The organism is Citrobacter sp. C13 (assembly GCF_014596815.2).
GTDB lineage: Bacteria > Pseudomonadota > Gammaproteobacteria > Enterobacterales > Enterobacteriaceae > Citrobacter > Citrobacter portucalensis.
Window position 1 is genome coordinate 56,525 of the sequence record NZ_CP115025.1, and the last position, 23,880, is coordinate 80,404.

A 23,880-nucleotide genomic window follows, 5' to 3' on the forward strand; every position below is an offset into this window, starting at 1 on the left:
ATGCAATGGATCTCCACTACCAGCCAGAAGCTCGATGAGAGACTTTATCGTGTCTGTGTCTGGGTGAAAAAATACCACGAGGACGCTATTAACCGTGTTGTATTGACGGTGGATCTCAGTAAAGCCCGACATGACCCGGGAGAGGATAAGGTACGGTCCGAGTTACTGTGTGGCCATTACTTTCTCATGAGGAAGGAAAACAATGCGAAATCGGCGCCAGCGGATCAAAACTTTGAATTTTTACCTGACGGCCGCAACCTGAGCTGGCAGACGTCGACCCCGGGGCTTCAGCAGCTTCTGCTGAACAATAATGTACCGGAGTCCCTCAGGACCCTGGCTGATTATATTCACATGCGTCTGACCAAACTGACAATGGTCCCGATGTCGGGAACCATAATGAAAGCTGCACAGGAAGACAGTATCAGCTGGGTGAAAGTGGATCTGCGATATTTCTGGCAGTATGAACTGGTTGATTCCCATCTGGGACCTGTCCAGGTGTCTCATAAGGCGCTTGTGCGTTTTGGCCGTCTGGCTAAACACGATGAAAATGCCAGCGCTATTCGTATGCTTCGCCAGCGGTTGTCATCACCATTTATTCAGGAATATGAGATGCCTGAGGAGGAGCTGAAGCGTAAGCAACAGATCATGAATACCGCCGATGTGAAAATGCTTTTTCATGCTCATTATCCGGGGCAGAAATTGCTGTTGGCCCGGTATGCCAATGGCTGGGTGCTGGTGGATTGTTTCCTGTTCCACCATATCAAACCCAAAAAGAAGGCGAAAAACAAAACCAAAGCAGGCAAATCAGAAACACAAAATATAAAAACGACGGGGAGTGAGGATCATGGAACTGGGCATTATGGTGTGCATCGTGTTGTTACTCTCACTGGCAGCGGTGTGGATCAGTAACAAGGCGGTGGGATTACTGGAAATCCATTATTTTAAGCGACCGCTGAGCATGGAATATGCGGCGTGGCTGAGGGTGATGTGTGCCGGTTTGTTGTTTATTTTTATCCAGATGGCCCCGGCATTCACGTTTCTGTATACGCTTAAGCTGGTGGCACTGTTAAACTTGGGTGTGCAAACTATGAAGCTTAACGGCGTTTATAAAATGAAACGCACAGGTATGCTGCCGCCGAAAGACGCCCTTCAGGATCTGAACCGGTTTAATCCTTTCCGTAAGAAATAACCCTCAGCAGCGCCCGCATGGGCGCTACTCATCCAGCGCTCCGCGCATGAATTGCGTCATCGCTTTTTTACCAGCTTCAATGTTACGGATATAGCGTGAAACCATCTCCGCGTTGCTCCAGTTACCCATCTCCATGATCTGCAAGAGCGTATACCCGGCATGAGCAAGTTCGATGGCACCGCCTACGCGGACGCTGTGACCGGTCCAGCATCGGGTGCCCGTTTCCTGCGGATGAAGCTCTTCCCAAAGCGCTTCAAAGGCCCGGAGTAGCGTGTTCTTACTAAGCATACCCTCATCCTCGACGGGAATGGGTTCGCCATTTCCCCCGAGCGGGGTTCGGGTAGGCAGATAGGGCATGTTATGGTTTCTCAGCAGCGCATTGATTTCGTTACCCTGGCTTCGTAAACCCCATTCAGGTGGCATATATCCGTTATCCTGAAAGTTAACGGCCTGAAAGAGATAGTCCTTCGGATGGCTGTATTGATCCCTTCCGACCATACCCATCAGCCTTCTCAGTGTGGCTGTGAGGTTAGGGGTCAGATGATAGGTGAGCAGGGTACTGACAGTGGATTTTGTCCGGTATACCGTCAAGGTAAAGCTGCCGGTCTTTTCATCCAGCACAAGGTCTTCCATCCGAATTCGCCTGATCTCCGCTGAGCGAAGCAGTGTTTCAAACCCTGTCCAAATTAGGCAAAGGTCGCGGAGTTTGCGCACCGACTGCGTCGTACTGTGTGCTTTAATCAATGCCTTTAGATCCGTCACCATGAATGGCGTAGCCTGGCGGGTAACTTTCTGCTTTCGGGCTTCAGCCTGTTCGAGGGCCGCAAGAATATAACCCACTTCAGATGTGATGATCCCAGGCTGATCGAGTGCTTTCCTTTGGATACTGTTCAGGGCATGCAGGCACCCTTTAATACTGCTTCGTGACAGTGACTTCTGAAGATGGTCTAAATAGGCCAGCAGTGGAGTTTCAGTCACCGGGAGAGAGCTGGCGGGCCAATCTTCGTTCACCTCCTTTCCTGCATTTGCCTGATGCCACTCATTCCAGGAACGCAGCCAATGGAGATACGTCTTAGCCGTATGGTATTTCAGGTGAGAAAAATAGCGGATGAGGCGCATCAGTTGCTTGTCATTAACTTTAACCGTAGACAATTGTTGATGGAGATCGTTGTCTGCAAACCGTCTGGTTACTGGCTGGCTATTCATTGTGTCCACCTGAATACACTGTTTTTATTTACAGCCATTTTAGCATTGCGGTACCTGCTTATGAACAGGTTCCGGGCAACAAAAAAAGGGGGCCCGCCAGTTCAGCAACGAGCCGGAGTTATACGTCAAATAGTTGCAAAAAAAATTAGATTCCCGGAACAAATCCACATAAGATTGGGATACTGTACTTTTGCTGAAAATAACTTAAGGTTGACCATGTCCGAAACTAAACAGGCGTATTTGATGAAATTTCGTAAGTGCTCTTCATTTGACACACTGGAAAAAGTATTTGAACGACTCTGTGAAAAGAATGTTGGTATAGTTTCACTAGAAATTTCCGGGGCATATGACCATCGAAAAGCTGAACTGACAATGAAAAAACTCTACGATAAAGTCCCCGCCAGTGTATGGACCCTGGTTCGTCAGTAAAATGAAAATCCCGGGAACCATTATACAGCCGACGTTTAACAAAAAGAGGTTTATGAAATCGTCTGTTGAACATATAAATTTATTAAATTATTTATTACCACCTCTGGGAATTAGTTTAATCAGAAAAGTAATAACTTCACTTAAAATGCTTTACTTGCTCTGTTGTGGTAAAACGCATGGGAATTAAACCTTTATTAATTTTAACTCTTCCATTCATCTCCTTTTATTTAAACGCGGCGAGCCTAAACGAGTTCAGTCAAAAACTGGATGAAGGTTACCGTTACGCCTGTAACGCAACTCAGACGGGCAACGCAGAGGTTGCCTCTCTGGCGCTTGAGAACTACAGGGCAAATTTCACTACCTCAGACCCAAAAGTTGGTTTCAGCCAGATAATGAATGATGAAATAAACAAGGTTGTCTCGAATTTTTTCAGAATGGGCATGATCCAGGGGAACACCAGTACTGCGGCCTGCGAGACGCCTTCGGAGTTGCTGAGTCAGACCGCTTTGGCGGTATATTCCCGACAGGAAAAGGCGGCGTTGGCATCGAGCCTTGATGCTGTCCGCTTCACTGAATATGCGGCGCAGGCCTACCCGATTTTTGATTCAATCCGGAGTACAAGCATCAGTGAGGATGAAGTAATTAATCAGATTAATAAAATTGGGAATAATGCAATTATAAATGACAAGAATGCTATTGACGCCAGCAATGCGACAAGTGCGATGAAAAACGTAGTGACTGTACTTTTTTCTGCCCGGAGTGACCCGGAACTTATGCAATTTATGATGGGTTATATTGATCAACACAAACTGCATTGAATGTAGGGTCCAGTATTTATATTAAATCAGCTTTCGTCCTGAAAGTGAGCCCACTGTTGGAATGCTCACTAATTCCGGTTCCGTCCGTATTAATAAGTCTCACTGCTGGTGGAGGGACGGGCAACCGGAAAAGTAACTTTTTACCAGCATAGAATTGCCATCGCTTTATCCATTTGCCCCTGCCACAGTAATAAAAGCAACTTAAAAACTCATGAAAAAAGACCTCTTATCGAAATGTCATACTGCTTTCGTCCGATATAGTGAATGTCTGTATGCTGCGGGGGAAATAACATGCGAAAGAGCTATACCTATGGGATTCCTTTCGGACTCCATCGCGAAACTGGGCGGTATCTGGACATCACGGAAGTAAGCAGAGGGAGTGCATGCAACTGTATCTGCCCCGGGTGTCGTACGGATTTGATCGCCAGGCAGGGTGAGGTCAAACTCTGGCACTATAGCCACACCACGGACCTCTTCGGTGATTGTGACGGCTTGATGGAGGCGATTCGGGGAAAAATTATTGAAGTTGTCCGGGAAAGACATCTTCTCGGTTTCCCGCATCTTCTGGCCGGTTATGAAGGCGGGAAGGTGCCACTTGATGAGGTAAGCGGCAGCGGAAGCATGTTCGGCGCCACGGCAGATCTGTTTGTGAAGGTTAACGACCTCTGTGTCGCCGTGTTTCTTGATACCGATCGCAGCGTGGCCGGGAAGCTGACGTTCGACCATCTCCATCCCTCGGAAATGGTAGCAGCATTACGTATCGATCTGCCGGATATAGAATACGAAATCAGTCAGGTACAACTTGGCAGGCGAGATGGAACCTACAGCGAACGTATCGAGAAAATTATCATTGATGAGACGGAGTCACGAGAGTGGTTGTATCATCCCATGATGCAGGAACTGGGGACTGAACCCCTGAAGGTTTATCAGGGCCGTGAGCCTGCGGAAGCAGGACCACTTCTCCAGCGTCTTTCCGACTGCTACATGAAGCTGCCGGACATCTTACCCCAGAGCATGAATACGCTGATAAGAATGCAGCAGGACACCATCGTTTGTTTGTGTCGGCTCACCGTCAGAGCATCCAATATAGCCCAGACTGATGAATTTCCGCTGTTTATACGTTACTTCCGTCTGCATTGTCTCGACACCAGTGAGCATGTGAATTACGAGAAATTGCTGAACTGGCAGGACATGATCACAAAATCACAGGAAGGGCAGTCGCTAACGATGGAGGAACGGGATTATCTCCAGGAAATCGCCCGTATTGGCCTCTACAACCACCGACTTAAAAGTGTCTGCCTGACGGCCTGCGAAGACAGTAAGGTGGCAACAACTGAAGGACCAACAAATTTCTCATTGCTCTGAAGGGGGCTGGTGAGTTACGGGCCTGGCGGGCATGGAAACGTAAACAAAATCTACTTGCTCGCCTTAAGCAGTAATGGGTTGTTCATTTCTTACATGGTCTCAGAGTACCTATCATGATCAGTCCGGTAATATAAACTGGCACAGCCATCATAACAGCCCAACGCTAATGGACATACATTAGCGTTGGGCTGTTATGGCCGAAAGACTGGATCAGGAGTTCCGGATTTTTGCGCGGTAGGTGTGTTTGATCCTTTCAATCGTGGCAAGAGATGCATTCCAGTAGCGTTCAGCGTCGGGGCGATATTGGTCATCGAAGATGCAAAGATTCAATAATAGTGTAATTAGCGTCTCCTGGCGGCAAAGTCAGTCGGCCGGAACTGGTAAACTGTATTCCACCTCACCCGGGCTGGCGGGCGACTGACGTCTTGCCGGTTCATAGCCGGTGGTCGCGTCTGACAATGCGGTGTCCTGCCGGTAGTGACGCTGGCAGGGAGGTTTGCCAAATATACCCTACAGGGACTTCAGGAATGAATACGTTCGAACAGTTTAAAGCACAGGTCACCCAACATGCCTGTGGACTCGGTCCGGAACAACTGGCCGGGTACTGGGGGCGGTCCACCAGCGGCGAATGTGTTTCGCCATCGTATGAAGTGTTCAGGGGTTATCCGACCCGCCATCCGCTGGCGGAGTTTGTGGCGATGGCTGCATCCCGCAACGGCATCAGGCCGGATGACTACCTGGGTGATTTACTCCGGGGGCCGCATGAGGTTGTCGGCTCCCTGACGGATGACAGCACGTCACCCGCCGCCAGCCTGCCTGTCTATTTCTTCCCGGGTGCCGGGATTTACGCTGCGGCGGTCAGTGATACCGAGGTGCTCGATGTCTGGATGAGCTGGCCTTGCTACCCGGAAAACTGGTGAACATCCGAAACCGGGTTAACCGGCCGGGGATGATTTCCACGACAGCTGGTGCGGACGTGATAACACAATTGCATGTCCTCATCCCTAATGCCCCCTGCCAGGCCCCAACGTGCTGTCAGGCTTCGCCTGATTCCCGACCTTTGCACGTACTTCAGCCGATAACTTTTTGTTTTCTTTTTATTTACTCCCCATTTCCTCAAAGTTCGCGGGCGGCGTGGACAGGGCACAATTGCCGCATGTGGGGTCTTAATAAGGGCAGGGTGGTCAGGTTTGCTCGATGCCGGGGGTAGGCCCTACCCTTTATGGGATGAGGACATGCAATTTACTAAATTAATCGCCAGCACCGGTGGTGGCTTATCTGTAACGGGTCAGTTTTTTGATACGGGGAATGTTTCAGGGTTAAGACCTGGAATCATAAAAATATACGCTCCCGTTCAGGACATACGACTTGAAATGGATAATGCCATTAAAGGAATTCCAGCCTTTCGTCGATCCATAACCATGTCATGGAGGAGACTAACCGTGTTTCAGAGGTGAGCTGGTGCCTGCCAAAACATACAAACTCAAATATCAGGAAGCGAGTTTAGTTGTTTATTACATGCAGCCGTGTAACTGATTAGGTACCGGCAAAAGGAGGAAATAATGTTTGAAAACTACGTTTGTAAAATCTATGTAAGCAATGATCCTCATTTTAGTAGCCATCTCGAAGCAACTGCATTTGGTTTCGATAATGGTCAGCAGCAAAAGATTCTCACCGCAGCCCATGTTGTTACCAATGCTCTTGGAAAAATTTATCCCGTCAGCAATACACTTAAACTTTACGTCAAATTTCTTAACCATCAAGGACTGGTGAACGAAGAGCCTGTTCTAGTCGATTTCATTCTCAATGAGGCTAATGACAGGGCAGACTTTAAAGACGGCATTCCGTTTGTTGACAGTGCAGAAATCGTATTACCAGCTGGAATACAACAGCCTGTAAGTAGTTACTTTAAGGTCCTAGCTCCCGCAGCTGGCATGGATACATTGGGTGTCGGATATCCAATGAATGAGACAACAATTTCGACATTCCCTGGTGAAGTTTCAGGCATTTGGCCTTTAAATTGCTCAAATCATTCTCCCCAACATCTCACAACTCGCTTTGTAATAGCACATTTCAACACCGATGGTTGCTCTGGTGGACCCTATGTCGTCTCCGAGAATGACGAGCATTTTGTCATTGGAAGTCTGGTTGGAATAATGTCTGGAACCTGCCCAGATTCAAATCCACACATGTCTGTTCAGTCCGCTACTGATTTTTAGCAAAGTCAGTTCCAAAATGACGCTGGCACGATAGTTATTTTGGGTCTGCCCGATATGGCGTCTGCCCTTACTAACAGCAACAGCATTGAAACTGACAAACATGAACTGGAAAGTGCCTCAATAGTAAGTCATGATTTCCACATCACTTTTATGGTGCACTTTTTCACCTATAACACAGCACGTTAAGAATACGAGGCCTGTAATGGACGCTACTGAAACTGAAGAGCTCGAAAAAATTGGCAAAAAGGCAATGGATGAAGTTACGAGCGCTCTCCAGGCGCTTGATAAAATGTTCCCGGGGATAACTGAGGGGGCAGCAGCATTGGCTGGGTCAGGTGTCGGCGCTGCGGCTTCCTTTGGTGCTCTCTATACGCTTGGGACAACGGGAGTGTCAGCAGCTGGCATAACCTCCGGGCTCGCAACAGCAGGGTCTATCGTCGGTGGTGGTATGGTGGCAGGAATTGGGGTTCTGGCCGCGCCTGTAGCAGTATTAGGGATTGGCGGGTACGCGATAGTGAAACACAAAAAAAATGCGAAACTGACAGCCGCCCTTAGTCAGGCCATCCAAAAGCTCTACGAAGTTCAGGAAAGGTTGATGTCGAATGCGGAATATTTTAAGGCAGAAATTGCTGGCATCAAGGCAACAATCGACATGCTTACTAAGAAAGCTCCAAAAGGTAGCCTGGTCGCGGTGAGGTAAACACATGAGTCAGTCTCCTTATGATGATGAGTTCAGGGCCATCCGTTATATTCAGCTCCGTGGTCAGGATATCGCGAACGCTCACGAGACAATTAACAGTGATATAGAGAGCCTTAAGGCACAGTTGACCGGGCTAATCAGCGGCACTGAACTTGATGAAGCGGAGCATCTGGCGCTTAAAGAACATCATCTGCGAGAAATGACCCCTTCAGATACTGCCATGCATTCTACTGGTCTCAAGACTATATATAGCGAGGCTAACCAGCGTGTATGCGGTGATATTGGACTGGCCACAATACTCTCCACGGATGACCTGGCTGTTGTAGATGCCCGGATCCAGAATCATATTAAAGAATTTAATGATCGCTACGCACTCGACGCCTGGGATTATGCTATTGCCTGCGGATGCGGGCTCATAGCATCCATGCTGGATTTACTTTGCGTCAGAGCCCCGCCAAAACCTACGGTGAGCTTTACGGCAGAAGTGGATGGTATTTTCAATAAACAGGTGCAGAAAGCCTTCAATGCCATTTTGCCGGAGGACCTGAGTACAAAACTCTCAGATTTGTTCCCTATAGGGGCACCAGACAGTTCGATCAGCAGCGATTTAGTGGGTGCGGCCGGTGGCGTTTTGTCTCCCACAAATCACCGCTTAAGAGCTTTGTCACACGATCCCATACTGGGCATTATTTTCGGTATAAAGGATATGCTGAACGGGACCTGTACGGTGGTTCAGAATGGACAGATCGTGGTTTATCCTTCCAGTAAAGGCGTTACTGACGAAACCAATATTTTCAGGCTCATCGCCAGAATGTTTGGACACCTGGCATCGGATGTTAATGCCCCCTCAGCAAAAGGAAACCGTGGCATGGGTTTACCGGCTCCTTTTATGGGGCTACTTCGTATGCTTGAGGGGATCCCTGTGGGGAGTTCTAACTTCGGCAAACAAATAGAGTACATGTATGTCAACGGATATGACTTTCGTCAGTTTATCGTGACAAGTATTCCGATGACCATAATGGAAGTTTTGATGCGGGTTTTCTATGTGGTGAAACAGGTATCGCTGGGAAAAGGAGCTTTTGGGGAGACCTTACTGGATACCATGCCGTTGCGGCTAAATCCACGCTTCCGGATGATGCTTGCCCTGGGTTATGGAACTTCCAGTGCTGTTAACGCAGGTAAAATGTATATCACCGGCAATATTCTCAATGCGAATTACGCCTCTTGGATGGGGTTGGCCTGGAATGGTTTTCACTCACTCAAGTGGTCCCTTTATCAGCGACACTTAAAGCTTTGGGCCGGTATTGAAAAGGCAGAACTGGAACGGCTTCAGAACAATATAGACAGCATCGAGGCATTGACCATCAGAGCAGGAAACTTGCCAGTCAAGTAACATTCACCGGAGCACCTCCGGAACCCCATAGCCCACCAGCTGCTAAAAATGTCTGCCTTTGCTTTTAATACTCTCTCTGCCTCCTCCCCGAGGCAGAGAGTAGCTCGTAGTTATTTATACAGCTCACAACAGGGCCATAAGATACTCCGCTTCTCGTTTACCGATGATCCTGATCTGTCAGCTCTCTTCCCGGATGCTGTACGAGCGTAACGGCTTATTATTGATAGTTCTCTCATATCAAACGTCATAAAGATTTATGCTGCCACTTGGTAACAGCCTAAAGGTTGTACTCTCTATTTAACAGCTTTTAGGCTGTTAATTTGATATTACAGCTTTTAGGGTGTATGTTTAGAAAACAGCGTACAAGGTGTATCAGAGGAACTACTGAGGCCAGCTTATGATCAATAATGATTACCCGTTAAACACGCTCAACCAGTTGCGTCCCTTGCTCATTGGTTTTCGCAAGGCGAATGGCCTGACGCAAAAAGACCTGTCCGAAAGGTTAGGTGTCACTCAACAGACATACTCACGTCTGGAAGCCAACCCTGCCAGTGCGAGCATTGAACGGCTATTCAAGGTGTTTTCCGTCCTGGGTGTAAAAATCAGCTTCTCCTCGGCAACCACTTCTTCAGAGAGGAAGCAGACGGAAGAAATATATAAATTAAATTCACCTGCACGACAGGAGGATTGGTAACGATATGAGCCGGAAACAGCAACGTCTGGTAATTTGGATGAACGGCATCAAAGTCGGGTACTGGGAAAAAAGCAAAGGGGTAGACAGCTTAGAATACCTTCCTGAATGGGTTGCTGACGAACAGGGAAGGCCGCTGTCATTGTCCCTTCCTTTTACTCCCGGGAACCAGGTCTGGCGTGGAAATGTGGTACGTGACTATTTTGATAATTTACTCCCGGACAGCGAAGGCATACGCAGACGTCTGGCAATGCGTTACAAGGCCGATAGCCTGGAGCCTTTTGATCTGCTGACGGAGCTGGGAAAAGACTGCGTGGGCGCGATACAGCTGCTTCATGACGGAGATGAACCCACTGATTTATATTCCGTGAAGTATCACCCGCTTACTGAATCAGAAATTGCGGCAACTTTGCGTAATACCACGGAGACATTGCTACCGGGCAGGCCAGAAGATAACGACGACTTACGTTTATCTATTGCCGGTGCTCAGGAGAAAACAGCCCTACTGTGGCATGAAGAGCGGTGGTGTATGCCGGAGGGTAATACACCAACGACGCATATATTCAAGCTACCGCTCGGACTTGTGGGGAACATGAAAGCCGACATGAGCTCGTCGGTTGAAAATGAATGGCTCTGCTCGGTACTTCTCGACCAGTACGGGCTCCCCGTGGCAAGAACGCAGATTGCTCACTTTGAAGATCAGAAAGCGCTGGTGGTAGAACGTTTTGACCGAAAATGGTCAGGAGACGGACAATGGATCATTCGTTTACCCCAGGAGGATATGTGTCAGGCCCTGGGCGTTTCGCCATTACGAAAATATCAGGCGGACGGCGGGCCAGGTATATCGGAAATTATGGAGGTTCTGAGTAATTCAGACCGTGCTGAGCGTGACAAAGCGCAGTTTTTTATGACGCAGATAATTTTCTGGATGATGGCCGCAACAGATGGCCACGCTAAAAATTTCAGTATTTCTATTGGGCCACAGGGACGTTATCACCTTACACCAAACTATGATGTGTTGTCGGCATGGCCGGTGATCGGTCATGGGAACAATCAGATATCTTGGCAGAAGTGCAAACTGGCGATGGCCGTACGTGGCAGTAGCAACTATTACCAGATATATCGAATACAACGACGCCACTGGATCAGGCATGGTGAGATAACCGGCCTGAGTAAACAGCAGACAGAGGCGATGATAGAGGAAATCATCGCCAGAACCCCGGGTGTCATTGAACGTGTTAGCGGGCTTCTTCCGGACCAGTTCCCCCAGCAGCTTGCGGAAAGTATTTTTGATGGAATGAGGCAGCAATGCAGGCGCCTGGCTGAGAAATGACAGCCGCAATTTATAGTGTGCATGTTTTCAGAATAGCTGATGTAAGCGTGAGGATTCAGTATGACTGAAGAACAAAAAAGAATAGAGCGGGCTATTGAGTTGGCTTGTCGTTACGGCGGAACCGATGAAATGCATCATCTGCAATGGGTCGTGGATCAGATGGTAAGAGAACTTGCTGGAGAACGTTATGCACAGATTGTAGCTGATGCCACCAGCGGAGAAGATGGGCCTGATACTTACAAATGGAGTGTTGGGATCGCGCCTTAACAGCTGTCGGTCTGGGGGTGAAAACGTATTCTTCATTCAGCGAATTCCCAGGCTTCACATTAAGACTAAAGCGGCGGCCGCAGTAACGTAAGAGAAAATAAATGGCTATTTTAGCAATCATTGCAGTTATCGCCCTGGGTGGGTACGCCTACGGATTTATTAAAACCCGTGAGCTGAGCGCTTTGCGTAAAGAAATGAAACTATACGTGGATCGCATGGAAGCGGCGGAGCTGGACTTACACGCAATCAGAAGTGTAGCGGAGCACCGGTTGCACGGTGCAGGTAAACAGTTTGCCGACCTTTACAGCCGTATCGACGGTGCAACTGTGACGCTGACACCCGAAGATCAGCTGTTACTGGCAACGATGCCATTTAATATTCAGGATGTAGAAGACATCGTAAACGAGCGCGGTCCAAAGACTATTAGCGGCCGTCCATTCTGGGAAGTTGAGCCAGGCCCGCATGATTATGAATATGGCCCGCAATATCCGTATTTCCCAGACCAGCGCTAGGAAGAGATCAAGATGAGAGAGCCAAGACCACGCCATACCTTGCAGGTCATTCGTGTCCCTTCTCTGGAGGTTCAGGACCTGGGGCTGACCAGCTTTGATAGCTGGCTTGACGAGCACGGGTATGACAAAACGAATGCCAGAAATAACCGTACCATCTGGGCGAGAGAAGGCGGATGGCATCTGAAACGTTGCAGAAATCTTGAAACTGGCACGGACGATTTCTGGTTTATCGCTTTCGATGGTAAAGGCGGGAAGATTTACCCGCTGAAAACCCAAAGAGACTACCGGGCTGCATATCGTAAGCTGGAAGCAGAAGGTTATGCGCCCGCGGTCATCGAGCAAATGACCACAGGCGCAGCATATAACCTGGCCTATCCACGTTCCACCCTAAAACAAGCTGAGACGGCCACCAGCGAGCCAATTCGGAAACCTGACGTAGATATCCAGGGTGAGCACTGCGAGCGCGTAGTGACGCAACGTAGTGGCGTGGCACAGGGTAAATTCAAAGCTCTGCTCATCGAGAATTTCGCGGGCCGTTGTGCGGTAACCGGTTGGGTTAATGGAGGTGTCCTGGATGCGGCACACATTGAACATGGAACCCGGTACAATCCGTCTAATGGCATCCTGATGACTCCAACAATGCATGCGCTGTTTGATGCCGATCTTATGGGCATAGATCCGGCCACCCTGACCGTTCATTTTAAGCCAGGCATTGAGGTGGGCGAGCTGTTTGAAGGCCGTAAAATCACACCGCTGGTGTACGATCTGGACTTAGAGCGGCTGGCCGTACGCTGGGCAGAATACCAGGGCCTTGCTCAGGATCAATGAAGGGTGACAGCCAGGTTGTGCCTAAACCTGGCAGTAAAACCTGCATGCCACAAACCTTTAAATTCTGACTCAACAGCCTGGCACAAGATAAAAGCGAAATGAAAAGGTTAAAACCGGTGCACCAGACCTCTTAGGTTTAATACCTGAGCCAGTATACTGGCAGTCTCAGGTAAGTGGGTATCATACACTTCATAAATATCCACACCGAGATAACCGCAACAGTTAAAGAGCTAAAAAGGACGGTTTTAATTTTATGAATAAAACAGCTTTAATTATGATTCTGGGAATCCTCGGATGTGGTAAAGCATTTGCAGCCACTGAATTACAGCTCCAGCAAAAACGCGTTATGCATTTCTGTGCCAATGCCAGCCTTCCGTTGTTGATTGCCGGTACAACTTATGCGAATACGTCTGACAATGGACGACCAGAAAAAGAAAGAGTGGCAATCCTGAAAAATTCAGTTGCAAGCTCGACAGCTTATAAAATGGCATCTCCCGGAGTTCAGATGGCCATGATGAGCGTGGTGGAAGATATTGCCGATCCGAAAGAATTAGCTCTACATCAAAAAGAAGTTAGACGTCTTGGGGCTAGTTATCTTTCCGACAGCGGTGTTTCATGGGCTTCAAAAACTGTTTCACCATTTACAGCCTGGTGTAACTTTAACCATTTAGAAAGTTAAGGCTGGCAAGGCGGTTCCTGTTCAGGAAAGTTACTTTCCGTGCGGGGACCGTAAGATACAGATAAAGCTTAAGGCCTTTGAATTTCTGGAAAGCATTTGAAAATTTCATTGCGCTTGTCTGATATGAAACAGCCCCTGCATTTCTGCAAAGGCTGAAAGAGTGTGTACGGACTTTGGAAGGAGTGATGATATACGCCTGAGCCATCCCATCACCGCAGACAGGGTAATTAACCCTGACTAAAGCTTTCACCTATTCCGTCGCTCGCAAGCGGCTTTCGCACACTAACGAAGGTATGGCCTTTCGTCGGTGTTAAATTTTTCAAACTTTGCTTACTTTGTCAAGGAAGGTGACCGCAGTAGCAGGCACAACTACTTTAATCTGTATGAATAATAAGGTAGAACCGGCCAGTGAATGAATGCTTACCCTGAAATCAGGCGGACAACCTTCAGGAATATTGATAGCAAGACTGAATCTCTCGCTGCGGCGATAAACATTTCGCCATAACCCTGAACGAGAGTGGTTCATCCATCATATACAGGAGCGTTACATGCGCAAATTTAAGTACATAATCTGTCACCAGTGCGAAGGCCACGGGACCATGGAAAACCCGGCCTTTGAAAATGGATTCACCCAATCAGAAATGGCTGAGTGGGAGCCAGAAATGCGTGAAAAGTATTTTGCCGGAGCATTTGATGTTCGCTGTGACGTTTGTGCCGGTGACGGTAAGCTCAGCGTACCAAACGTAGCGGCTATGTCTTTTTCAGAACGACGGGTTCTGGCAGCACGGCGGCGTGATGAGCGTCTTCAGGCTGCTGATGAACGGCTGTCCCGCCAGGAACGAGCAATGGGGTACTGAGGTGCTACAGCAAAGATGAAAATGACGAAGCCAAAACCGGTAAGCCGGATGAAAAGACCGTTTATTAGTGAGCTTGCAGAGCTGGGTTTATCGGGTGAAATTCTTTCAATTCGAACTGACGGCATGCAGGGGACGCTCATACCCGATCTTACCGCAGGGGTGAGTGAAGCAGGCCGTGTGAAAACCGGCAACTGGGTAATCTCTGACAAGAGAACCTTCGACCATGTCGTTCTGTGTGTTGAAAGACAAGATGAGAACCATGATGTGTACGTAGGTAAATTCATCCAGTTACATGTAGCCGCTAATAAGAGCCTTAAGATCGTCGAAATGGGCGATGTGAAACTGGTGGCCATAACCAGCTCGATTCCTACCACTTTTAATGGTGGGATAAAGAGATACAAAGGGGTTACGTATGTGTCACTTTCCCAAACAGCTCAAACCACTATCGACTTCCCGAAGCGTATCTACAAAGAGGGCCAGGAATGTACTTCTGTCACCAGTCCTGACCAAGGTCCTTTCGCCCGGGATGTTAGGTTGAATTGCTACGGGCGATGTGTTGTCACCGGCGTAAGGTCCCCCTGGCGTACTGAGGCCGCGCACTTAACGCCACGTCATGAAGAAGGCATTCCCGACGTAACGAACGGAATTTTACTTCGCCGTGATATCCATACACTGTTCGACAATGACCATTGCGCCATAAACCCTGACACTATGAAAATTTACTTCAGCCGGGAGGCCCGGGAGTTGGATGATGATCTCCTGAAATGGCATGGGAATGAGATAGAGACGACACGCATGCAGGTTCCGGTTAACATCGAAAACCTTCGGATACGATGGCAAAAATTTAAGGCTAAGGATCGTCAGCGTAAATAAAGCCATAAGCTGAACCACGGCGAGGATTAGTCTTGTTCACTAAATGACAGCGAGAGATTAAATGCAAACTCAAAAAGATATTACAGTTGGCCAGATCTGGGAAGAAGTGGATCCAAGACTGATCCGGAAAGTGCGAGTTGTTGAGGTGGCCTCGTTAGAAGGGCCCAAAGGCATCCTAATCGAAAACGTGGAGTCTGGTCGTAAGAACTGGGCGTCGTCATCCCGCTTTAATGGAAAGCGTGGAGGGTATCGTCTTATTTCCTGACGGTTTTGCCAATATGGGAAACTGAAGAGGTTGAAACCATCCCGGTGAGGGAGCATATCTGGTAAAGAAGAGTCTTTAAAAAGGTTTTACGCGACCTGGGATAATAAACGGGAAAACGATACCCAAAAAAAGAATACAGCGATGATAACGATAAGGAATGGTAAGGGCTTCAATATCTTGAGAAATGACCTGGCTTCCTTTGCATCTGCATTTCTAATCAAACTGTCCACATAGGGATCACAGCTCTTAGGTTCTGAATTTTTCATATGTTCTGTACCTGAAATTGATTCCGTATGAGAAAAGGCCACCGAAGTGGCCTCTATCAAAACTGGTGGCAAAAGTTAGATCAGGAAATCATCAAGACTTTTACCGGCTGCAATTTGTTCTGCCAGAGCTTTGGGGGTACGGCCCTGTCCAGTCCACGTTTTTGTTTCGCCATTTTCATCAGTAAATGAGTATTTGGCCGGGCGTGGTTCACGGCTTTTCTTGGTAGCCGTAGATTTGGCCTGGAATGAGCCAAGCAGCTCTTCCGGGTTGATACCATCTTCTTCCATTAACTTACGCAGGGCGTCAAGTTTCTCCTGACGAGCTTGCAGTTCGGCAGCTTTGGATGATTCTTCCTGACGACGCTCATCAACAATGACATTAAGCTTTTCGAGGATTTCCTCAAGTACTTCTAAAGGCAGCTCGCGGCCCTGGGCGCGAAGAGTACGAATATTGTTTAACGATTTGAGTGCTTCAGGCATACGACCTCACTTTCTAATTCTTTGATAAGGATTTACTTAATCATAATACACTCTATAAGGAAAAAGATGCCAGCTTTATGTCTTCAGGTACAAAGATATCTTGCTAAGAATACTCCTTATCTTCCTTGTGCAGACTGTTTCGTGCTTTCGATGTTGTTCATGAGTCTTAAAATCTGCTCACTGTTTAGGGTACTCATGCTGTAAATCATCAAGAAGGAAGCGCAGAACAACATAAGCAATCGGAAAAGAAAACCATGCCAGTGACAGGCCATATATGGCGGAGATAAACATAGGGTAATTTAACTCACTTACAAAATTCGCTTCATTGTATTGTTGAATCGAAATGGCAGAAGCAAAAATTATAATTAAAGTAAGAAAAATCCACTCTAGCCATCTCTTTTTATAACAAGCATAAGCGAAAGCTGTAGGGTAAAAAATAAAGCAAAAAATTCCAGCTGCAATTACGTTCATAAAAGTAACTTTCCTGATAGCGCAGTTATTTTTCGAATGCAGCATCATGAACAACTGCCATAACATTGATGATTGGCTTTCTTTTTCTGAAGAACCTTCCGCGCGGCAAAGTTTCTCCTGCTTTGAGACGATAAAGCCAGAAAACATAAGCCGGAGGAACATTGCTGTCAAAAACATCTGAACAAGTTTGAACTGTGATGTCTACTGTATTGTCTTTCCTCATCTCTTTAAAAGTGCCTTGCAATGCAGCGGATAACGTCATTTTTAAGAAACCTTTTTTCTGTTTGAACGGACAGACTTGACTTAGCTGGCTTGACTGTAATGTTTGCCACTAAAGATCCCTCGTTCTGAGGATGCAGGCACTACAAAGTTACCGTCAGGTCTAATCATACGAGTTTGGATGAAATTTTTGCCGGATTTGGTTTTTTCAACCTGGTGCTCGATCTTCCATTCTTCTTTGACGGGACCGGATGACAAATGAACTAGAACCGGTACTTTTTTACGTGTTCTATCCAGAACAATACAATTTGATTTATCCGTATCAACGCTTCCCTGAAGAGTATTCAAAGAGCAATTATCATATCCCTCAACCGGAACTGCATTACCTTGGATATCAATTTTGAATCCTCCAGCTATTACAATTTCGGGTGCATTATCATTTAAAGTCTCGTCATAGGCAGCATCAACTAGGTAATGACTCCAACTTATTGATAGTGTTTTATGTTCAGATAATGCCCGATGACTTTGTCATGCAGCTCCACCGATTTTGAGAACGACAGCGACGTCCGTCCCAGCCGTGCCAGGTGCTGCCTCAGATTCAGGTTATGCCGCTCAATTCGCTGCGTATATCGCTTGCTGATTACGTGCAGCTTTCCCTTCAGGCGGGATTCATACAGCGGCCAGCCATCCGTCATCCATATCACCACGTCAAAGGGTGACAGCAGTCTCATAAGACGCCCCAGCGTCGCCATAGTGCGTTCACCGAATACGTGCGCAACAACCGTCTTCCGGAGCCTGTCATACGCGTAAAACAGCCAGCGCTGGCGCGATTTAGCCCCGACGTATCCCCACTGTTCGTCCATTTCCGCGCAGACGATGACGTCACTGCCCGGCTGTATGCGCGAGGTTACCGACTGCGGCCTGAGTTTTTTAAATGGCGGAAAATCGTGTTGAGGCCAACGCCCATAATGCGGGCGGTTGCCCGGCATCCAACGCCATTCATGGCCATATCAATGATTTTCTGGTGCGTACCGGGTTGAGAAGCGGTGTAAGTGAACTGCAGTTGCCATGTTTTACGGCAGTGAGAGCAGAGATAGCGCTGATGTCCGGCAGTGCTTTTGCCGTTACGCACCACCCCGTCAGTAGCTGAACAGGAGGGACAGCTGATAGAAACAGAAGCCACTGGAGCACCTCAAAAACACCATCATACACTAAATCAGTAAGTTGGCAGCATCACCAATCATCGGTACGCTGTTTGCTCTGCTGCTGTATGTCTTCTGGCTGGGCGTGACGATGGGCAACATCAGCCGTTCGGAATTCCCGCCGATTATCGCTAAAGGCGGCAATATCGACGTGTTTGTCGAGGCCATCAGCGGGCTGTTTACCAGCCGCTATATGGATCTGATCCTGACCTTCTTCGGCAACTTTGCGGTAGCCAGTTCCCTGCTGGCGGCAACCCTCGGCCTGTTTGACTATATCGCTGACCTGTTTCACTTCCCGGATAATGGCGTCGGTCGTCTGAAAACTGCGCTGGTAACCTACTTCCCACCGGCTGCTGTGTGCTTTTTCTTCCCGAATGGTTTTGTTCATGCGATCGGCTATGCCGGTCTGGCCTTCACCATCTGGAGCGTGATCCTGCCACCGTTCCTGGTAAAAGCGGCGCGTAAGCGTTTCCCTACGGCCAGCTACACTGCACCCTGCAATAACACGGTGCTTAACCTGGTGATCGTCTGCGGGGCGGTTGTCTATCTGACGGTGGTGCTGGACGTGTTTGGCCTGCTGCCTACGTTCCGGTAACGGGAGGCGCTATGTTTTTGACATTGCTACGGTTTCAGCATCCGCTGGTTTATCGCTTTGCGTGGCTGCGTTTACGGGTGGTGGTGTTAAGAACGTGCGGAATGCGTAAGAGAAAGGGGTGAGTGTTTTACTCTGCTGTAGCAGCCGGATGCGGCGCTTGCGCCTTATCCGGCCTACAAATGTGCGTGAAACGTAGGCCTGATAAGCGAAGCGCCATCAGGCATAAGTGCCAGGCATTACACGCGGAAGTAGCGTGGTGGGATCAACGCAGAAAAGGCGTCGAACTTCTTCACCATCTTTTTCCAGAACAACATAACAACAATCCTCTCTTTGAAATATCGGCGCTATTTTAGTCAGCGCCGACAAATCGTAAAGCCAGCCGCGGCGTTCTCCTGACCGGGTGGCTGTAAACCTTTTTGTTCACCGTCTTGTCAAACACGCTTGCCAGAATATGGCTGGGGTTGACAATGCGTTACGCCATAAACCAGTAGTAAAAGAGGCCGACCTTTAAGCCGAGGATCACGATGTAGGCGCAGCAGTATTTCATGGTGCCAGACATAATCTGGTTCGCCTGGCCTTCCATTTTGGTGGCGGAAACCGCAATGGCGATGCTCTGCGGGGAGATCATTTTCCCGCCCGTCGCGCCGGAGGTGTTGGCCGCCGCCAGCCAGTTAGGGTCAATATTCAACTTGCTGGCAGCAATGGTTTGCAGTTTACCAAACAGAATATTCGAGTTGGTGTCGCTGCCGGTGACAAACGTACCCAGCGCGCCAATAACCGGGGCGAGAAAGACATACGAGCCGCCGGTCAGGTCAACAATCGACTGAGCCAGCGTGGCGATAATACCGCTGAGATCCATCACCGTGGCCAGCGCAACAATCGCCATAATGGCGACGATCGAGTTCTTCAACTGGAAAATGGTTTTGACAAACACTTCCAGCATCCCGCGCGCCGAAGCCCCCTGGATAAAACCGCCGATCAGGGTCGCAAAGATGATCAGCATCCCCGGCGTGGTGACCCACTCGATTTTCAGCGCCAGCGTTTTACCGTCGGCGAGGGTGAAATGCAGCACCGAAGCCAGCTGCGATGCTGCCGCTTTTACCGCCGGGAACAGCGGCGAGCACAGCAGAATAAAGATAAAAATAAACAGGTAGATGGAGCCGACCCGGAACAGCACCTTCGCCGAGCGCGGTGTGGTTTCCCGGGTATGGCTGGTTTCAATGCGCCATTCGGGAGCGGTTTTGCCGTTGCGCAGGCGACCAAGAATGGCGACGGCAAACAGGCTGACCAGGCTGCCGGCAAATGCAGGGAGTTCTGCGCCAAGGTGGATAGCGACAAAATACTGCGGCACCAGCGTGGTAATACCGCAAATTAGTGTGATGAAGAACACGCCGCGAATCGCCTTCAGGCCACCGCCGATAATACAAATAATCACAAACGGCAGCAGAATATTAAACAGCGCCAGCTGCATAATAATGGTTCCGCCGAGGGTGAAAACCGGCAGGTTAACCTGTTCAGCGAGAATTGAAACCGGAATACCCACCGCGCCGAATGCCGTCGGCACGGTATTGGCGACGAGTGAGGCGATGGCCGCTTTGAGCGGATTGAATCCCAGTGCGATCAGGATGCCGATAGGAATGGCAACCGCGGTGCCGTAGCCAGCGGCGGCCTCAAGAAATCCGCCAAAACACCACGAAATAAGCAGTACCTGGATGCGTTTATCTTCACTAATACTGGCGAGAATATCGCGCAGAATATCCAGCGCTTTGGTGGCCTGCATCACGTTATAACTGAATATCGCACCGAGGATCACAATCACAATCGGCCATAACCCTTTGAGGGCACCATAGCCCACGGAGGCTTTCAAATTCTGTAACGGCATATCCCAGAATATCGCCGACAGCGCGATGGTAAAGGCCAGCGTAATCAAGACTGAATAATGAATTGGCATTTTTAATTTCAATATTAAAAATACCATAAGCAGCAAGGGTGAAAGGGCTAAAGCGAACATTAAATATCCGTGCATGGCTATTCCTGATGGATTTATTTAATTTAGTCTAATTTGGGTTGGGAAAGTTACATGAACGTGAGAATAAAAAATGTAGACTGAATCGCTTCAGCGAAATAAATAATATAATGCTTATTTATTGTATTAATAATGTTATTTTTTAATTAAAAAAGAATACCTACTAAATATTGTGATACTCAATAGGGTTAGCTCTAAATAGGTATGAATTGATTTGTGGAATAAAGGAAATAAGATGTTTAGTGATGGCTTAACGGTTGTTGAATGAATTTTCATGAGATCAGGATTCAATGTAAAAATGTGAGCGAGGCCGAAAGAAATAAACCAGGGTATTGCATGTAAGTAATGATTGGGGGATTATTTTATTTTGTTTTGTCATACAAATGAATCTATCGCCATTTTCGATTGCCCTGATATAAGGAGCGGAGAGCCGCCCTCCATGAAAAACACTGATAATAAATCCTTTTTGACTGCTCTTACCCAACGGGTTGGCCCCGCCTACGTCCTTACCGATCCGTCCAAAACGGCGCGTTATCGCAAGGGCTTCCGCTCGGGTCAGGGCGAGGCGCTGGCGGTGGTGATCCCCGGCTCTCTGCTTGAACTGTGGCAGGTGCTCAAGGCCTGCGTGGAGGCCGATAAAATCATTCTGATGCAGGCCTCAAATACCGGCCTGACGGAAGGCTCCACGCCGAACGGCAAGGGCTACGATCGCGACATCGTTATCATCAGCACGCTGCGCCTCGACAGTCTGCATGTGCTGGATGAGGGCAAGCAGGTGTTGGCGTATCCGGGCACCACGCTGTATTCGCTGGAGAAGGCGCTGAAGCCGTTTGGCCGCGAGCCGCATTCGGTGATTGGCTCTTCCTGCATTGGTGCGTCGGTGATTGGCGGTATCTGTAATAACTCCGGCGGTGCATTGGTTCAGCGTGGCCCGGCGTACACCGAGATGTCACTGTTTGCCCGTGTGGATGAACAGGGACAGCTACAACTGGTCAATCATCTGGGCATCGAACTGGGCGAGACGCCGGAACAGATCCTCGCCCGCCTGGATAACAACGCGATTGCGCGTGCTGACGTCAGTCATGACGGGCGTCACGCGCACGACCACGACTACGTAACCCGCGTCAGAGACGTTGATGCCGACACCCCGGCGCGCTACAACGCCGACCCGGATCGCCTGTTCGAATCCTCAGGCTGCGCGGGGAAACTGGCGGTGTTTGCCGTGCGTCTGGACACCTTTGAAGCTGAGAAGAATCAGCAGGTGTTCTACATTGGTACCAATCAGACCTCGGTGTTGACGGACATACGCCGCCATATGCTGGCGACGTTTACACACTTACCGGTCGCCGGTGAGTATATGCATCGTGATATCTATGATGTTGCAGAGAAATACAGCAAAGACACCTTCCTGATGATCGACAAACTCGGCACCGACAAAATGCCGTTTTTCTTTAATCTGAAGGGGCGCACCGAGGCCATGCTGGAGAAGGTGAAGATTTTCCGCCCGCACTTTACCGACCGCGCAATGCAGACATTCAGTCATCTTTTCCCGAGCCATCTCCCGCCACGCATGAAAACCTGGCGTGACAACTACGAGCATCATCTGATGCTGAAAATGGCAGGGGACGGCATTGGCGAAGCGCAGGCGTGGTTAACCGAGTACTTTAAAACGGCAGACGGAGATTTCTTTGCCTGTACCCCGGAAGAGGGCAGCAAGGCGTTTCTGCACCGCTTTGCTGCAGCGGGAGCCGCCATTCGCTATCAGGCCGTTCATTCTGATGAGGTTGAGGATATTCTCGCGCTGGATATTGCGCTACGCCGCAATGATACCGAGTGGTATGAACATCTGCCGGCTGAAATTGACAGTCAGCTGGTGCATAAACTTTATTATGGACACTTTATGTGCCATGTGTTCCATCAGGATTATATCGTTAAAAAAGGCGTTGATGCGCACGCGTTAAAAGAACAGATGCTCGAACTGTTGCGCCAACGCGGGGCGCAATATCCGGCAGAACATAATGTTGGCCACCTTTATAAAGCGCCTGAAAACCTGGCGCGGTTTTATCAGGAAAATGACCCGACCAACAGCATGAACCCGGGCATTGGTAAAACCAGTAAACGTAAAAACTGGGCCTGACGAAAAGACAATAAAACAGTAAAGGTCAGGTATCACCGTTTTATTAATGGCCAGTTTTTATTATTGAATTATTACCGGGCGGCGATGTGTCGCCGGTTTTAAAAGGCAATGAAGCAATGGGGTATTTATTGTGAATGTAAATTTCTTTGTCACCTGTATTGGTGACGCGCTGAAATCACGGATGGCACGCGATTCCGTATTGTTGCTGGAAAAGCTCGGCTGCCGCGTTAATTTCCCCGAGAAGCAGGGGTGCTGCGGTCAGCCCGCCATTAACAGTGGCTATATCAAAGAAGCCATCCCGGGGATGAAAAACATGATCGCTGCGCTGGAGGATAATGACGATCCGATTATCTCTCCGGCAGGTTCGTGCACCTATGCGGTCAAAAGCTACCCGACGTATCTGGCCGATGAACCTGTATGGGCATTGCGCGCCGAAAAGGTTGCCGCGCGTATGCAGGATCTCACCTCTTTTATTGTCAACAAACTGGGCGTCGTGGACGTCGGTGCCAGCCTGCAGGGCAGAGCGGTTTATCACCCTTCGTGCAGCCTGACTCGCAAGCTGGGCGTGAGAGAAGAGCCGCTCACGCTGTTGAAAAACGTACGCGGTCTGGAGCTGTTAACCTTTGCCGATCAGGACACCTGCTGCGGATTCGGCGGCACTTTCTCGGTCAAAATGGCCGAAATATCCGGCGAGATGGTGAAAGAGAAAGTCCTGCATCTCATGGATGCGAAACCGGAGTATTTGATTGGTGCCGACGTTAGCTGCCTGCTGAACATTGGCGGCCGACTGCAGCGTGAAGGCCAGCCGGTCAAAGTGATGCATATTGCTGAAGTGCTGATGAGCCGCTGAGGGGAAAGAG

At 48.8% G+C, this 23,880-nt stretch carries 26 protein-coding genes; 20 read left to right on the forward strand and 6 right to left on the reverse strand.

Going from position 1 to position 23,880, the window contains the following annotated elements:
- Both IB222_RS23585 and IB222_RS23590 read left to right on the forward strand, forming a co-directional pair.
- Nucleotides 1-909, forward strand: coding sequence for a hypothetical protein (locus IB222_RS23585; protein ID WP_015063149.1), 909 nt, complete (start codon nucleotides 1-3; stop codon nucleotides 907-909).
- A complete protein-coding gene (locus tag IB222_RS23590; RefSeq protein WP_015063150.1) occupies nucleotides 845-1,189 on the forward strand; it encodes a hypothetical protein in 345 nt (114 codons plus the stop codon). Before IB222_RS23585 ends, IB222_RS23590 begins: the two co-directional genes overlap by 65 nt.
- 24 nt (nucleotides 1,190-1,213) lie before the next feature.
- Here the strand turns inward: IB222_RS23590 and IB222_RS23595 are convergent, their stop codons facing one another.
- A complete protein-coding gene (locus tag IB222_RS23595) occupies nucleotides 1,214-2,395 on the reverse strand; it encodes a tyrosine-type recombinase/integrase (protein WP_149384833.1) in 1,182 nt (393 codons plus the stop codon).
- Nucleotides 2,396-2,611: 216 nt separating this feature from the next.
- Here IB222_RS23595 and IB222_RS23600 point away from each other — a divergent pair, with 216 nt between their 5' ends.
- The 15 genes from IB222_RS23600 (at nucleotide 2,612) to IB222_RS23670 (ending at nucleotide 15,359) form a co-directional block, all read left to right on the forward strand.
- Entirely contained in the window at nucleotides 2,612-2,824 is a 213-nt protein-coding gene (locus tag IB222_RS23600) for an Hha/YmoA family nucleoid-associated regulatory protein (RefSeq protein ID WP_022652191.1), read from the forward strand.
- A 176-nt stretch (nucleotides 2,825-3,000) separates the two neighbouring features.
- Nucleotides 3,001-3,642 carry a hypothetical protein gene (locus tag IB222_RS23605; protein WP_015063153.1) on the forward strand — a complete coding sequence of 214 codons (642 nt, stop codon included), beginning with the start codon at nucleotides 3,001-3,003 and terminating at the stop codon, nucleotides 3,640-3,642.
- Nucleotides 3,643-4,059: 417 nt separating this feature from the next.
- Complete coding sequence (locus tag IB222_RS23610; RefSeq protein WP_223203166.1) at nucleotides 4,060-5,007, forward strand: hypothetical protein; 948 nt, start codon at nucleotides 4,060-4,062, stop codon at nucleotides 5,005-5,007.
- A gap of 527 nt (nucleotides 5,008-5,534) precedes the next feature.
- Complete coding sequence (locus tag IB222_RS23615; RefSeq protein WP_149384834.1) at nucleotides 5,535-5,927, forward strand: hypothetical protein; 393 nt, start codon at nucleotides 5,535-5,537, stop codon at nucleotides 5,925-5,927.
- Between the two features lie 642 nt (nucleotides 5,928-6,569).
- Complete coding sequence (locus IB222_RS23620; RefSeq protein WP_149384835.1) at nucleotides 6,570-7,226, forward strand: trypsin-like serine protease; 657 nt, start codon at nucleotides 6,570-6,572, stop codon at nucleotides 7,224-7,226.
- A 202-nt stretch (nucleotides 7,227-7,428) separates the two neighbouring features.
- Nucleotides 7,429-7,926, forward strand: coding sequence for a hypothetical protein (locus IB222_RS23625; protein ID WP_103798315.1), 498 nt, complete (start codon nucleotides 7,429-7,431; stop codon nucleotides 7,924-7,926).
- Between the two features lie 4 nt (nucleotides 7,927-7,930).
- Nucleotides 7,931-9,319, forward strand: a complete 1,389-nt coding sequence (locus IB222_RS23630; RefSeq protein ID WP_053271570.1) for a hypothetical protein — start codon at nucleotides 7,931-7,933, stop codon at nucleotides 9,317-9,319.
- A 400-nt stretch (nucleotides 9,320-9,719) separates the two neighbouring features.
- On the forward strand, nucleotides 9,720-10,013 hold the full coding sequence (locus IB222_RS23635; RefSeq protein WP_024143021.1) for a helix-turn-helix transcriptional regulator: 294 nt from the start codon (nucleotides 9,720-9,722) through the stop codon (nucleotides 10,011-10,013).
- A gap of 4 nt (nucleotides 10,014-10,017) precedes the next feature.
- Nucleotides 10,018-11,343, forward strand: coding sequence for a type II toxin-antitoxin system HipA family toxin (locus IB222_RS23640; RefSeq protein ID WP_149384836.1), 1,326 nt, complete (start codon nucleotides 10,018-10,020; stop codon nucleotides 11,341-11,343).
- Between the two features lie 60 nt (nucleotides 11,344-11,403).
- Nucleotides 11,404-11,610 (forward strand): hypothetical protein, encoded by a 207-nt coding sequence (locus tag IB222_RS23645; protein WP_000134171.1) that lies wholly within the window; start codon nucleotides 11,404-11,406, stop codon nucleotides 11,608-11,610.
- Between the two features lie 101 nt (nucleotides 11,611-11,711).
- Complete coding sequence (locus IB222_RS23650) at nucleotides 11,712-12,122, forward strand: hypothetical protein (protein WP_000985911.1); 411 nt, start codon at nucleotides 11,712-11,714, stop codon at nucleotides 12,120-12,122.
- Between the two features lie 12 nt (nucleotides 12,123-12,134).
- Entirely contained in the window at nucleotides 12,135-12,950 is an 816-nt protein-coding gene (locus tag IB222_RS23655; protein WP_001572439.1) for an HNH endonuclease signature motif containing protein, read from the forward strand.
- A gap of 253 nt (nucleotides 12,951-13,203) precedes the next feature.
- A complete protein-coding gene (locus IB222_RS23660; RefSeq protein ID WP_149384837.1) occupies nucleotides 13,204-13,629 on the forward strand; it encodes a hypothetical protein in 426 nt (141 codons plus the stop codon).
- 548 nt (nucleotides 13,630-14,177) lie between these two features.
- A complete protein-coding gene (locus IB222_RS23665; protein WP_001224686.1) occupies nucleotides 14,178-14,486 on the forward strand; it encodes a hypothetical protein in 309 nt (102 codons plus the stop codon).
- 15 nt (nucleotides 14,487-14,501) lie between these two features.
- Nucleotides 14,502-15,359, forward strand: coding sequence for an HNH endonuclease signature motif containing protein (locus IB222_RS23670; protein WP_000784387.1), 858 nt, complete (start codon nucleotides 14,502-14,504; stop codon nucleotides 15,357-15,359).
- A gap of 606 nt (nucleotides 15,360-15,965) precedes the next feature.
- On the opposite strand, the gene IB222_RS23675 is transcribed toward IB222_RS23670, so the two are convergent.
- The 4 genes from IB222_RS23675 to IB222_RS23690 form a co-directional block, all read right to left on the reverse strand.
- Nucleotides 15,966-16,370, reverse strand: coding sequence for an H-NS family nucleoid-associated regulatory protein (locus IB222_RS23675; RefSeq protein WP_149384838.1), 405 nt, complete (start codon nucleotides 16,368-16,370; stop codon nucleotides 15,966-15,968).
- A gap of 177 nt (nucleotides 16,371-16,547) precedes the next feature.
- Nucleotides 16,548-16,841, reverse strand: coding sequence for a hypothetical protein (locus IB222_RS23680; protein WP_149384839.1), 294 nt, complete (start codon nucleotides 16,839-16,841; stop codon nucleotides 16,548-16,550).
- A gap of 25 nt (nucleotides 16,842-16,866) precedes the next feature.
- The gene (locus IB222_RS23685) at nucleotides 16,867-17,103 is read right to left on the reverse strand and encodes a hypothetical protein (RefSeq protein ID WP_149384840.1); all 237 of its coding nucleotides are present in this window, start codon (nucleotides 17,101-17,103) and stop codon (nucleotides 16,867-16,869) included.
- A 442-nt stretch (nucleotides 17,104-17,545) separates the two neighbouring features.
- A protein-coding gene (locus IB222_RS23690; RefSeq protein ID WP_223822560.1) for an IS1-like element IS1B family transposase occupies nucleotides 17,546-18,243 on the reverse strand; the annotation gives its coding sequence in 2 pieces (ribosomal slippage) (nucleotides 17,546-17,994 and nucleotides 17,994-18,243; 699 coding nt in all).
- Between the two features lie 32 nt (nucleotides 18,244-18,275).
- Between IB222_RS23690 and IB222_RS23695 the strand changes: the two genes are divergently transcribed.
- A complete protein-coding gene (locus IB222_RS23695; RefSeq protein WP_275052596.1) occupies nucleotides 18,276-18,857 on the forward strand; it encodes an aromatic amino acid transport family protein in 582 nt (193 codons plus the stop codon).
- A gap of 472 nt (nucleotides 18,858-19,329) precedes the next feature.
- Here the strand turns inward: IB222_RS23695 and IB222_RS23700 are convergent, their stop codons facing one another.
- Nucleotides 19,330-20,883, reverse strand: coding sequence for an L-lactate permease (locus IB222_RS23700; protein WP_029396275.1), 1,554 nt, complete (start codon nucleotides 20,881-20,883; stop codon nucleotides 19,330-19,332).
- A gap of 439 nt (nucleotides 20,884-21,322) precedes the next feature.
- On the opposite strand from IB222_RS23700, the gene dld reads away from it, so the two are divergent.
- A complete protein-coding gene (dld, locus tag IB222_RS23705) occupies nucleotides 21,323-23,020 on the forward strand; it encodes a D-lactate dehydrogenase (RefSeq protein WP_149385165.1) in 1,698 nt (565 codons plus the stop codon).
- Nucleotides 23,021-23,150: 130 nt separating this feature from the next.
- Nucleotides 23,151-23,870 carry a (Fe-S)-binding protein gene (locus tag IB222_RS23710; protein WP_149385164.1) on the forward strand — a complete coding sequence of 240 codons (720 nt, stop codon included), beginning with the start codon at nucleotides 23,151-23,153 and terminating at the stop codon, nucleotides 23,868-23,870.
- The last annotated feature ends 10 nt before the right edge of the window (nucleotides 23,871-23,880 follow it).

Bases quoted from the DNA above. Each gene is read 5' to 3' on its own strand.
- IB222_RS23585 (WP_015063149.1), top strand. From the start codon at position 1: ATGCAATGGATCTCCACTACCAGCCAGAAGCTCGATGAGAGACTTTAT.
- IB222_RS23590 (WP_015063150.1), top strand. From the start codon at position 845: ATGGAACTGGGCATTATGGTGTGCATCGTGTTGTTACTCTCACTGGCA.
- IB222_RS23595 (WP_149384833.1), bottom strand. From the start codon at position 2,395: ATGAATAGCCAGCCAGTAACCAGACGGTTTGCAGACAACGATCTCCAT.
- IB222_RS23600 (WP_022652191.1), top strand. From the start codon at position 2,612: ATGTCCGAAACTAAACAGGCGTATTTGATGAAATTTCGTAAGTGCTCT.
- IB222_RS23605 (WP_015063153.1), top strand. From the start codon at position 3,001: ATGGGAATTAAACCTTTATTAATTTTAACTCTTCCATTCATCTCCTTT.
- IB222_RS23615 (WP_149384834.1), top strand. From the start codon at position 5,535: ATGAATACGTTCGAACAGTTTAAAGCACAGGTCACCCAACATGCCTGT.
- IB222_RS23620 (WP_149384835.1), top strand. From the start codon at position 6,570: ATGTTTGAAAACTACGTTTGTAAAATCTATGTAAGCAATGATCCTCAT.
- IB222_RS23625 (WP_103798315.1), top strand. From the start codon at position 7,429: ATGGACGCTACTGAAACTGAAGAGCTCGAAAAAATTGGCAAAAAGGCA.
- IB222_RS23630 (WP_053271570.1), top strand. From the start codon at position 7,931: ATGAGTCAGTCTCCTTATGATGATGAGTTCAGGGCCATCCGTTATATT.
- IB222_RS23640 (WP_149384836.1), top strand. From the start codon at position 10,018: ATGAGCCGGAAACAGCAACGTCTGGTAATTTGGATGAACGGCATCAAA.
- IB222_RS23645 (WP_000134171.1), top strand. From the start codon at position 11,404: ATGACTGAAGAACAAAAAAGAATAGAGCGGGCTATTGAGTTGGCTTGT.
- IB222_RS23650 (WP_000985911.1), top strand. From the start codon at position 11,712: ATGGCTATTTTAGCAATCATTGCAGTTATCGCCCTGGGTGGGTACGCC.
- IB222_RS23655 (WP_001572439.1), top strand. From the start codon at position 12,135: ATGAGAGAGCCAAGACCACGCCATACCTTGCAGGTCATTCGTGTCCCT.
- IB222_RS23660 (WP_149384837.1), top strand. From the start codon at position 13,204: ATGAATAAAACAGCTTTAATTATGATTCTGGGAATCCTCGGATGTGGT.
- IB222_RS23665 (WP_001224686.1), top strand. From the start codon at position 14,178: ATGCGCAAATTTAAGTACATAATCTGTCACCAGTGCGAAGGCCACGGG.
- IB222_RS23670 (WP_000784387.1), top strand. From the start codon at position 14,502: ATGAAAATGACGAAGCCAAAACCGGTAAGCCGGATGAAAAGACCGTTT.
- IB222_RS23675 (WP_149384838.1), bottom strand. From the start codon at position 16,370: ATGCCTGAAGCACTCAAATCGTTAAACAATATTCGTACTCTTCGCGCC.
- IB222_RS23680 (WP_149384839.1), bottom strand. From the start codon at position 16,841: ATGAACGTAATTGCAGCTGGAATTTTTTGCTTTATTTTTTACCCTACA.
- IB222_RS23685 (WP_149384840.1), bottom strand. From the start codon at position 17,103: ATGACGTTATCCGCTGCATTGCAAGGCACTTTTAAAGAGATGAGGAAA.
- IB222_RS23700 (WP_029396275.1), bottom strand. From the start codon at position 20,883: ATGCACGGATATTTAATGTTCGCTTTAGCCCTTTCACCCTTGCTGCTT.
- dld (WP_149385165.1), top strand. From the start codon at position 21,323: ATGAAAAACACTGATAATAAATCCTTTTTGACTGCTCTTACCCAACGG.